Source organism: Streptomyces daghestanicus (assembly GCF_020521275.1).
Classification (GTDB): domain Bacteria; phylum Actinomycetota; class Actinomycetes; order Streptomycetales; family Streptomycetaceae; genus Streptomyces; species Streptomyces griseoviridis.
In genome coordinates this window covers 407,357-417,945 of record NZ_BNDX01000011.1, presented here as the reverse complement: position 1 = coordinate 417,945, position 10,589 = coordinate 407,357, and the positions used below count along the sequence as shown (strand labels likewise).

The following is a 10,589-nucleotide window of genomic DNA, read 5'->3' as shown; positions in this document are numbered from 1 at the left end:
TACGCCTGAAACCGGTTCCATGCCAAACTCCCTGTCTCTTGCGTCTTGACCGCGAACGGTAGCAACAACATGCCAGCGCGGATAGTTGCCACCCGCTAGATGACAGCGCCCGCTAAAAACGTTGTTTCACTTGGCGAGTCGGCGGTGGGCGATGAGGGCTGCGGCTATGCCGACGAACGCGAGGAAGTGTTCGGCCTTGCGTTCGTAGCGGCGGTGCAGGCGGCGGCAACCGGCCAGCCAGAAGACCGTTCTTTCGACGACCCAGCGGTGTCGGCCCAGTCGGGTGGAAGACTCGATGCCCTTGCGGGCGATGCGGTGGCGGATGCGACGCTCACGAAGCCATTTCCGCAGGTGGTCGTAGTCGTAGCCCTTGTCGGCATGGAGCTTGGCAGGACGCCGGCGGCGCGGTCCACGGCGGGAGCGGATGGGCGGAATCCCGCGCACGAGCGGCTGCAGGCCAAGGCTGTCGTGCATGTTCGCGCCGGAGATGCCCAGCGACAGCGGCACGCCGTTCCGGTCGGTGATGAGGTGGATTTTCGATCCGCTCTTGCCGCGGTCGGTCGGATTCGGTCCGGTCAGAGGCCCCCTTTTGCCGCCCGGACGCTGACCGAATCGATCGCGCACCGCGACCAGTCCAACTCGCCCCGCGCACCGAGTTCGTCGAGGACGACCCGGTGGAGCCTGGCCCACACCCTGGCCTGGCTCCACTGGGCGAAGCGCCGGTAGACGGTGGGCCAGGCCGGCCCGAACACCGGCGGCAGCTGCCGCCAGGTGCAGCCCGAGGTGGCCACGAAGATGATCGCTGCCAGGCATTCGCGGTCACCGGCCCTCCGCTTGCCGCCGCCCTGCGGACGTATGACCTCCGTCGGCGGGACCACCCGCCGGAACAGCGTCCACAACTCGTCCGGCACCAACCGCTCAACCAGATCCGTCATGCACTGCTCAACGAACGATCACGCCATCAGAAACGGTGTCTGACTGGTGATCCATCCGCGTACTACGCAGCGGTTGGTCCGCATGCACGTCCCCCGGTACCGGCGGATACGGGCGGCCTGCGACGATGACGCGCATGCCGTACGGGGGAACGCGGGGCAACAGCGTCGCGATGCTGTGAGCGTCGGGACCGGCGGTCACGCCGCGGTCCTCGTCCAGGCCGTCCACCACGAGCACGAGCCGCCGACCGCGCTCTGTGCAGCGCGGTGCAACGCGAGCAGCATCTGCTCGTATCGCGTGGCGGGAGTGCTCAGCGGCTCCTCCTCGCCCAGCCAGTCGTACAACTGCCGCTGTACGACCTCGCAGAACGCCCCAGCGTCGTTCTGCGCGGCCATGCGGGAGGTGATGAAGAACGACACGACGTCGACGCCGGGTGGGGATGCAGGACGAAGTTCGCCAGCAGGGCTGATTTTCCCGCCCACGCCGGGGCAACCCAGCGCAAGTAGCCGGAGGCAGCACGGCCCGCAGGGGAATCGTGCATGCAGAAGGTTGCCAGCTGGGCAAGTTCGCTCTCACGCCGCTAGAAACTGGTGACGAGGCCCTGGCTCATCTGCAGGAGACAGCCGGAGACAGCGGCGCCCCCGCGACCACCTGTACGGGGCTGTCAATCGTTACGCCGCTATTGGCGAAGGCCCCGACTCCCTTGGCGGAAGAGCCGCCCGACTTGCGCACCGCGGCGCGCCTGCGGAAGAACACTGGACGCGCCGCTATCCCTGCCGCCGGTAAGCGGTGTTCGCACTGCCCCCGTCCGCCCGCGCCTCACCGGTCTCCTCGACGAAGACCGCACCATCGGACGAGGAGACGACGGCACCCGTGTTGGCGTCCCCGCCGCCCGTGGCCGTGGCACGCCCGGTCCTGGACACCTGTATGGACATGCTCCCGGTCGAAACCAGCAACGTGCAGACGCCGACTCCGAGAGCGGCCACACCGACCGCCGCAGAGACCATCCCAACCACCTGATTCGCCCGGTCCCAGCTCAGCAGCGACAGCGCACCGGCGAGGACCGCCAGGACCAACAGCGTCGTGACCAGCACGGTGCGCCGGTTACCCCGACAGCCACCTTCTCCCCTTACTCCCCATCGACGCAGACCGCACCGAGCCCGGTACGGCCTACGCCGCACGCCGAACCCCACCATTACGGCCAAGCCCGCACCCCGGCCTCGCACCGCACCCACGCAGTGTTTTCATCCCTGATGTCATATTTCCAAGGGTGCCGAGCGGACGGCTGCGGCAGCGGGGCCATGCCGGTACGGTGGCCCGTGGACACGCCGACCCGCGACGGAGTCGACCAGACCGTGCGCGACGGCTCCCCGCCTGAGCGGGGGTGGTCCCCGAGACCATCCGTCCTGAGGTGTACCGAGTCTGTGATCCCCGCGCATGCGGGGCTACGAGGGCAAAATCGAGGCATCCCTTCGTAGGCACTGGAGTCAGTCCGAACCGAGAACATCCTCCTGAAGACCGCCACACCAACTAGGACTTTTCTGCCTTCAGTCGAAAGCCCACGCGGCTCGGGGCGGACCCACTAGGCTCCACTCCGAGTCCAAAGCTCGCTCAGCGATGTGGGCCGGACTCGGTGATCTACTCCGTTGCAGCGGAGAGCCGAGCCCGGCCCGTCCTCAATGCCTCAAGGACAAGGAGATTCTACCCATGCCCGTGTTAAACGCGTCTGACCAGCCGTCCAACCCCCCGCTCTGGGGGCTGATCACCGCCATGATCGCCGCCTCGCCAGACCGGCCCTGGGTCTGGGTCGCCCTGCTCACGGCCGGTGTCGTGTTCACCGGTTGGCGCCGGGCCTGAGCCCTACGTGAGGGCGGGCGTCCGCGTCGGCGGTGTCCGCCCTCTCCTCGGCCGACAGCTCCGCCACGTCGACCGCCTCACGACCCGCTTGGGGTACTGACCCGCTCCCTGGAGGGAAAACCGACATGTGCTCCGCCGGCATCGCTTCACCTCGCTCCGGGCCGGATCCGCAAGCTCTCTCGGTGGCCGCTCGTTCAGCCTGGGCGAAGCACGACCGCAAGACCGATGGCTGGCTTCCGTTGTGGCGTCACATGCTCGACAGCGCATCAGTGGCCGGCAAGTTGTGGGAGGACTGGCTGCCCGCGTCTGTCAAGCGTCTGGTGTCGGAGCCTTTCCCAGACGGCGGTGACGACGCCGCCCGGCTCGTTTGTTTCCTCTCGGCGTTGCACGACATCGGCAAGTGTTCACCGGCATTCGCTTGCCAGGTCGAGCAGTTGGCCGGGCGGATGCGGGATCACGGGCTGGACATGCCCACTGTCAAGGAGTACGGGCAGGACCGGAAACTGGCGCCTCACGGGCTGGTGGGGCAGTTGGTGTTGCAGGAATGGATGGGGGAGCGGTTCGGGCTGGGGGCGCGAGTCGCCGGGCAGTTCGCGGTGGTGGCCGGGGGCCATCACGGTGTACCGCCGGGGAGTGCGCAGATTCATGATCTGCAGTTACGGCCGCATCTCCTGCGGCAGCCCGGCTCGAGCGAGACCTTATGGCAGCGGACGCAGTACGAACTGCTGGACTGGTGCGCCGATCTGACCGGCGTGACGAAGCTGTTGCCGACGTGGCATGAGATCCGGTTGCCCCAACCGGTGCAGGTGCTGTTGACGGCCGTGGTCATCCTCTCGGACTGGATCGCCAGCGCCCCCGAGCTGTTCCCGTACGCGCCCGAGTCATGGCATCCGGTGGGTGCGGCCGGTGAGCGACGCAGGTTGCTCGCTGCCTGGAAGGGCTTGGATCTCCCGGATCCCTGGCAGCCGCAGGTGCCCACGGCACCACCTGGGGAGTTGTTCCGGCAGCGTTTTCCCAAGCTCCAGGGCGCGGAACTTCGTCCGGTCCAGCTGGAAGCGGTCCGGATGGCTCAGGTCATGGAACCGGCCGGCCTGCTCATCATCGAGGCACCGATGGGTGAGGGGAAGACCGAGGCAGCGCTGGCGGCGGCGGAGATCCTCGCAGCGCGTTCGGGTGCCGGTGGACTGCTGATGGCGCTTCCCACCAGGGCGACCGGGGACGCGATGTTCGACCGACTCCTGTCCTGGCTCGACGCGTTGCCTGCGGACGGGGCTCGCACCCGGTCCGTGGTGCTGGCTCACGCGAAGGCCGCCCTGAAGGAGACCTGGTCGGGTCTGCTGCGCGAAGGAAGCCGGGCCATCGCCGCCGTCGAACCGGACGGCAACCGGCAAGAGATCCGGCCAAGGGAAAAGGATCAGGGCCCGGCTCGGCATCCTGCCGGTCTCCATGCTCACCAGTGGCTTCGCGGGCGGAAGAAGCAGCTGCTCGCCTCGTTCGCTGTCGGGACGGTGGACCAGGTCCTGTTCGCGGCTCTCAAAAGTCGTCATCTGGCCCTGCGGCATCTCGCGGTGGCGGGCAAGGTGGTGGTGATCGACGAGGTGCACGCGTACGACGCCTACATGAACCGCTATCTGGACCGGACCCTTGAGTGGCTGGCCGCCTACCGGGTCCCGGTCGTGCTCCTCTCCGCCACCCTTCCGGCGGAGAGGAGGCGGGCTCTCGCCGCCGCCTACGCGGGCGATGGCGGTGCCGCGTCGGTTGCGACTGACGCCGACGCCTACCCTCTGCTGACTGCCGTGTCGCCGGGACGGGACGCGTTGACCGCCCGGCCGGCTGCGGCTTCCGACCGTGGCACGGCTGTCGTGCTGGAGCGCATGGACGACGATCTCGATGCACTGGCCGATCGGCTTGACGTGGAACTGGCCGACGGGGGATGCGCACTTGTCGTACGGAACACCGTGGGACGGGTACTGGAGGCCGCCGAGGCGCTGAAGGACCGACTCGGTGAGGACCGGGTCACCGTGGCCCACTCCCGGTTCCTGGCGGCCGACCGGGCCGCCAACGACGACGATCTCTTGCGCAAGTTCGGTCCGGATGGCGAGCGGCCGGTACGGCATGTGGTGGTCGCCAGTCAGGTGGTGGAGCAGTCCCTCGACGTAAGTTTCGACGTGCTGGTCACCGACTTGGCGCCCGTCGACCTCGTACTGCAGCGTATGGGCCGGTTGCACCGGCACCCCTCGTCCCGACCGGCCCGGCTGTCCACGCCCCGGTGCGTGATCACCGGCGTCGACTGGAGCGCGTCACCACCGGCACCCGTGACAGGCACCCAGGCCGTGTACCCGGGCGAATGGACCCTGTTGCGCTCGCTCGCCGCCCTCACACCGCACCTCGACGGTGTTCCCGTAAGGCTGCCGCACGACATCAGCCCGCTGGTGCATAGCGCTTATGGCGGTGGGCCGTTGGGACCGGGGGTGTGGGCAGGCAACATGGCCGAAGCCGAGGGGCGGCACCGGGCTCTGCTCGTGGAGAAGCGGCGCAGGGCGGACGGCTTTCTTCTGGGGCCGGTACGGCGTCCCGGCCGGCCGGTGTACGGATGGTTGGAGGCTCACGCGGGCGACGCGGACGACAGCCCGGTCGGGCGGGCACAGGTGCGGGACGGAGAGGAGACGCTGGAGGTCCTGGTCATCCAGCGGCAGGCCGACGGACGGCTGACCACCGTGCCGTGGCTGGACGCGGGGCGACAGGGCGGACGGGGCGGCCTGGAGTTGCCCGTCGACTTCCCACCGGACCGGCGCTCGGCCGAGGCAGTGGCCGCGAGCGCACTCACGCTGCCCGGACGGTTCAGCAAGCCTTGGATGGACGTCCGCACCATCGCGGACTTGGAGAAGTTCCTGGTTCCGGCCTGGCAGGTGAAGGAGTGCCCCTGGCTGGCAGGCGAGTTGATCCTCGTCCTGGACGAGCGTTGTCAGACCCGGCTGGCAGGCTTCTCCCTGAGCTACAGCCGCGCCGAGGGACTGCGGGTGACCGACCCTGGCGCGTCCGGGGACGGTCCCGGCGGCCCCGGAAGTACAGAGCGGGAAAGGGACGGGCACGGTGCACCACAGTCGGCGGCACAGCGGACAGTCACAGACGTCGCGGCGGAACCAGGTGTCGTTACGCAGGGTGCGAAGCCGAGTGGCGGGCCGGTGAGTCTGCCCGGGCCGCGGCGTGGCCAGGAGCGCGTCGATGACGTCGGCCGCGCGGCCTTCAACCTGGTGCGTGAGGCGTGGGTGCCGGTACAGCACCTCGACGGCATGGTGACAGAGCTGTCGTTGCGAGAGGTCTTCGCGAGCGCTGACACCTTGCGCGGGATCGTCGGGGACGTCCCCACCCAGAATCCCGTCCTGCTCAGGCTGCTGCTGGCCATTCTCCACGATGCCCTGGAGGGACCGGCGACCCTTGAGGACTGGGAAGACCTGTGGCACAGCCCGGCGCCGTTCACGGCCGCATCCGATTACCTGCGACGCCATGCCGACCGCTTCGAGCTCTTCGACGAGAAGCGGCCGTTCTTCCAGGTACCCGGGCTCAGGACCGCGAAGGACGAGGTCGCTCCCCTCAGCCGGATCGTTGCCGACGTTCCCACGGGTTCCGCCCTGTTCTCCATGCGGCGTCCGGGTGTGGACCGGCTGTCCTTCGCCGAAGCCGCGCGATGGCTGCTCCACGCCCACGCCTTCGACACCTCGGGCATCAAGTCCGCGATGAAGGGCGATGAGGGCCGCAGCAAGGCGGGCAAGGTCTATCCTCTGGGCGTCGGTTCACTAGGTCACCTGGGCTGCGTGTTCGCCGAGGGAGCGACCCTGCGGGAGACCCTGCTCCTCAACCTCGTTCCGTTCGAGGAGGCGTATGCGGGCAGCGAGTTCGCCGAACGGATCGGTGAGGACCGTCCGGTCTGGCGCCAGGGCGAGCCGTCCGGCCCCGGCCCCCGCCGCGAGGATGCGGGCGGTGCCGACCCCATGGGCTTGCGCGACCTGTACACCTGGCAGTCCCGCCGGATTCGCCTATGCGCGACGGAAGGTGCGGTGACGGGTGTCGTCCTGGGCTACGGCGATCCCCTCCTCCCGCCCGCGCCGTGGCGGCTCGAGCCCATGACCGGGTGGCGCCGCAGCCCCGCCCAGGAGAAGAAGCAGGGCCGCACGCCGGTCTACACCCCGACCCGGCACGACCCGAACAGGTCGGCGTGGCGCGGTCTCGGTGCCCTGCTCCCCGCCCGTACCCAGGCCGAAGAGACGGGAGACCGCGGGGAGCCACCCGAGCAACTGCGCTCGGGCGTCACCCGGTGGTACAGCCAGGTCATCACCGAGAGCGAGATCGATCCCGGGAAACTGATCCGGCTCCGCCTGGCCGGCGTGGTCTACGGCACGCAGCAGTCCGTGATCGACGAGATCGTCGACGACTCCGTCGCGCTCCCGGTCGTCACTCTGCACAAGACCAACCCGGTGTACGGTGCCGCGGCCCTGGATGCCGTCAGCGACGCCGAGAAGGCCGTCACGGCCCTGGGACACCTCGCCAGCAATCTCGCCCGCGCAGCCGGCGGCGACCACCCGGAAGCGGCGGCCGCATCAGCCCGCGACCTCGCATACGGCGCCTTGGACGGCCCGTACCGCGCCTGGCTGCGGGACCTGGCCCGGCAGCCGGACCTCCAGGCGGCCCGGCGCACATGGCGGGAGACGGTTCGCCGTGACATGCTCCGGCTCGCCCGCCAGGAGGTCAGGTCCGCCGGGCCGGCAGCCGCAGACGGCAGAGTGATCGATCTCCCCGGCCGGGGCGCAGTCCTGATGGACACCGGCCGCGCCGAACTCTGGTTCCACGCACGGCTTCACCAGGTACTGGGCCCGCCATCGACCACTGCTTGACGGACGCCGCCGCAGTCCTTCGGAACACCCCTCGTCAGGAGAACATCCATGGCACCGACCCCCCCGGCTCCCCCCAACGGTACGGACACGGACAGGCGCGCCGCCCTTTCACTCCCCCGCCAAGCCGTCGCGCGTACCATCGGCAGGCTGCAATCCGGGTATCAGCGGAATGTCCCGTGGGCCGTCGCGTCCGTCGCGCGTCTGCGCAGGGAGGCCGGCCGGGACGCGCATGTCTCCCCCACCGCCTGGGGACTGGATCACCTGGAGACTTTGGCGGAACTCCGCGAAGAGCGGCGGACTGCCGACGGGGGAAAGGACGGCGTCTCCCCCGCGTACTTCTCCTCCCTGGCATACAGATCGCGGCAAGAGCAGGAACGCCGTGAGGACACGGCCGTCCATGTCGCCGTGACACTGTGGGCGCTGCATCAGCAGTCGCTGCGCGACGAGCCCATGCACCTGACCGGATGGTCGCTCGGCCGCTCCGTTCGCCGTCTCGCCCACGGACAGACCGGAATTCGTGACAGCGGTAGCGCCACCGGCGACGGTGGCACCGCCGATGAGATCCGGGCCGAGGAAAGGGTCGAGAACGCCAGTGAGACCGTGCGTCGACGATTCGTACGCATCGGAGCCGCGTCGGACACGGACGTTCTGGCAACCCGGCTGCGCGAGATGGTGTTGCTCTTGCGCTCGGCGCGCATCCCTCTCGACTACACGCTCCTGGCCGACCAGCTCCTGCTGTGGCAGGACGAGAACCGCCGAGACGATGTCCGCCGCGCGTGGGGCCAAGACTTCCACCGCCGTTACGGATCCTCCCGCCGGGCCCGTACGGACGGCGTGGGCGGCGCACTCGACCCCGACATCGTGCCGGCCGAGGACTTCGAAGCAGCCGACGCCGACTCCTGACCACTGCTGCTCCCGCCCGGACCACCTGTTCTTTCCTGCTCCCCCCTTTTCCCGGTCATCAGACGAGAGAACGGAACACTCGTGACGCGCACCATCCTCGACATCCACATCCTGCAGAACGTGCCGCCGAGCAATATGAACCGGGACGACACCGGAACACCGAAGTCCGCCTACTACGGCGGTGTGCGCAGGGCTCGGGTGTCAAGCCAGGCATGGAAGCGCGCCACCCGCAGCCGCTTCAACGAGCTGCTGCCACCGGAGGAACTCGGCGTGCGCACGAAGAAGGTGGTCGAAGCCCTCGCGGAACACATCGCCGCCCATGACCCGTCGGTGGCCGACACGGCAGCCCAACTCGCGGAGGAGACACTGCGAGTCGCCACCGGCTCGTCGTTCGACCCACCCAAGCGGAAGACACGGGACGGCGAGGACGAGGCGGTACCCGAATCGAAGTACCTGATGTTCCTCAGCCGGCGGCAGCTGGACGCACTCGCCGAGGTTGCGGTGTCAGCCAGCAACGGAGGGGACGTGCAAAGCCTTAAGAAGTCCTTCAAAGACAAGGAACAGAAGGCCAGGGCACGCCACGCGGTCGACACCCGGCACTCGGTGGACATCGCGCTCTTCGGCCGGATGGTCGCCGACTCCGCCGACCTCAACGTGGAGGCGGCAACCCAGGTGGCGCACGCGCTGAGCGTGCACCGCTCGGACATCGAGTCGGACTTCTATACGGCGGTCGACGACCGCAGCGGCGCATCCGAGTCGGGCGCCGGCATGATCGGCACGGTGGATTTCAACTCCGCGACGCTGTACCGGTACGCGGCGGTCGACGTTGACGAACTTCAGCGCAACCTCGGGGCCGGCCTCCAGGAAGACGAGCCCCCGAGCACCCCTACGGCGAAAGCGGTCACCGCCTTCCTGGAAGCGTTCATCACCTCTCTGCCGACCGGAAAGATCAACTCCTACGGCAACCACACCCTGCCTTCCGCGGTGATCGTCACGCTTCGTGACCAGTGGCCGATCAGCTTCGTCGGTGCCTTCGAGGAGCCGGTGCCGAAGTCCGCCCAGGGCGGGTTTCTGCGGGAGAGCTGCCGCCGGCTCGCCGCGTACGTACCGGACCTGGAGCGCCAGTACGGTCTCGCGGACCAGCCCACCTGGGTGTTCCGCGTCGGTGAGGAGACACAGGAGCTGGCGGGGCTGGGCACCGCTGTGACCCTGCGCGCCCTGCTGGACCAGGTCGGCCGCGCGGTGTCCGAACGCCTGGAGCCGGAAGCATGACGGTCCTGCTGCTGCGTCTGGCGGGCCCGTTGCAGGCGTGGGGATCAGCGGGCCGCTTCGTGCGCCGCACCACGGAGAACGCGCCCACCAAGAGCGGCGTGCTGGGTCTGCTGGCCGCAGCCCAGGGACGTCCGCGCGGCGCGGACCTGTCCGACCTGGCCGCGCTGCGCTTCGGCGTACGTATCGACCAGCCCGGGACGAGGGTGCGGGACTTCCACAAGGCCCAACATGCGGAGTCCGGGCGGGTGATGCCGCTGTCGGAGCGGTACTACCTCGCCGATGCGGTCTTCGTCGCCGGCGTCGAAGGCCCGGAAGAGCTGATCGGGCAACTGCACCAGGCACTGGAGGCTCCCCGCTTCCTGCCCTACCTGGGCCGGCGCTCCTGCCCACCGGCCCAGCCGCTGCTGTTCGATGGCTCCCTCACCGAGGGACCGTTGGAAGACACGTTGCGCGCGGTGCCATGGCAGGCGTCACGGTGGTACATCAGGCAACTCGACCGTACGGGAACCGGACATGAACAACTGGATCTGCTGATGGACTGCCCCACGGACGAAATTCCCGACTTCTCGCTTCGGGACACGCCTGTCACCTTCGATCCGCGTCACCGGCAGTACACGATGCGAGGCGTGCGGACCGGGCACGTGAACGCCCCCGCGCACGACCCGACCGCGCATCTGCGCCTGGCCGCGCCGAACAGTCTTCCAGGCCCTTCCCCGTACGCCTCCTAGGATC

The 10,589-nt window shown here is 68.9% G+C and carries 8 protein-coding genes; 5 read left to right on the top strand and 3 right to left on the bottom strand.

The window, feature by feature from the left end; genetic code table 11:
* Positions 1-126: 126 nt before the first annotated feature.
* The 3 genes from Sdagh_RS24220 to Sdagh_RS24210 form a co-directional block, all read right to left on the bottom strand.
* Positions 127-935, bottom strand: a protein-coding gene (locus tag Sdagh_RS24220; protein ID WP_370594938.1) for an IS5 family transposase whose coding sequence is annotated in 2 segments (ribosomal slippage) — positions 127-593 and positions 593-935 — 810 coding nt in all. Because the reading frame shifts where the segments join, the coding sequence is not laid out codon by codon here.
* Positions 936-1,130: 195 nt separating this feature from the next.
* A complete protein-coding gene (locus Sdagh_RS24215) occupies positions 1,131-1,352 on the bottom strand; it encodes a hypothetical protein (RefSeq protein ID WP_189415863.1) in 222 nt (73 codons plus the stop codon).
* A 348-nt stretch (positions 1,353-1,700) separates the two neighbouring features.
* Positions 1,701-2,027 (bottom strand): hypothetical protein, encoded by a 327-nt coding sequence (locus Sdagh_RS24210; protein ID WP_226535630.1) that lies wholly within the window; start codon positions 2,025-2,027, stop codon positions 1,701-1,703.
* A 613-nt stretch (positions 2,028-2,640) separates the two neighbouring features.
* Between Sdagh_RS24210 and Sdagh_RS24205 the strand changes: the two genes are divergently transcribed.
* The 5 genes from Sdagh_RS24205 to cas5e all read left to right on the top strand — a co-directional run bounded on the left by Sdagh_RS24205 (position 2,641) and on the right by cas5e (position 10,585).
* Positions 2,641-2,790: a hypothetical protein gene (locus tag Sdagh_RS24205; RefSeq protein ID WP_189415861.1), complete on the top strand. Its 150-nt coding sequence runs from the start codon at positions 2,641-2,643 to the stop codon at positions 2,788-2,790.
* A 182-nt stretch (positions 2,791-2,972) separates the two neighbouring features.
* Entirely contained in the window at positions 2,973-7,682 is a 4,710-nt protein-coding gene (casA, locus tag Sdagh_RS24200) for a type I-E CRISPR-associated protein Cse1/CasA (protein ID WP_443732405.1), read from the top strand.
* 48 nt (positions 7,683-7,730) lie between these two features.
* Positions 7,731-8,585 carry a type I-E CRISPR-associated protein Cse2/CasB gene (gene casB / locus Sdagh_RS24195; RefSeq protein WP_189415857.1) on the top strand — a complete coding sequence of 285 codons (855 nt, stop codon included), beginning with the start codon at positions 7,731-7,733 and terminating at the stop codon, positions 8,583-8,585.
* Between the two features lie 81 nt (positions 8,586-8,666).
* Positions 8,667-9,857 (top strand): type I-E CRISPR-associated protein Cas7/Cse4/CasC, encoded by a 1,191-nt coding sequence (gene cas7e, locus Sdagh_RS24190; protein ID WP_189415855.1) that lies wholly within the window; start codon positions 8,667-8,669, stop codon positions 9,855-9,857.
* Positions 9,854-10,585: a type I-E CRISPR-associated protein Cas5/CasD gene (gene cas5e / locus Sdagh_RS24185; protein WP_189415853.1), complete on the top strand. Its 732-nt coding sequence runs from the start codon at positions 9,854-9,856 to the stop codon at positions 10,583-10,585. Before cas7e ends, cas5e begins: the two co-directional genes overlap by 4 nt.
* Positions 10,586-10,589 lie beyond the last annotated feature (4 nt).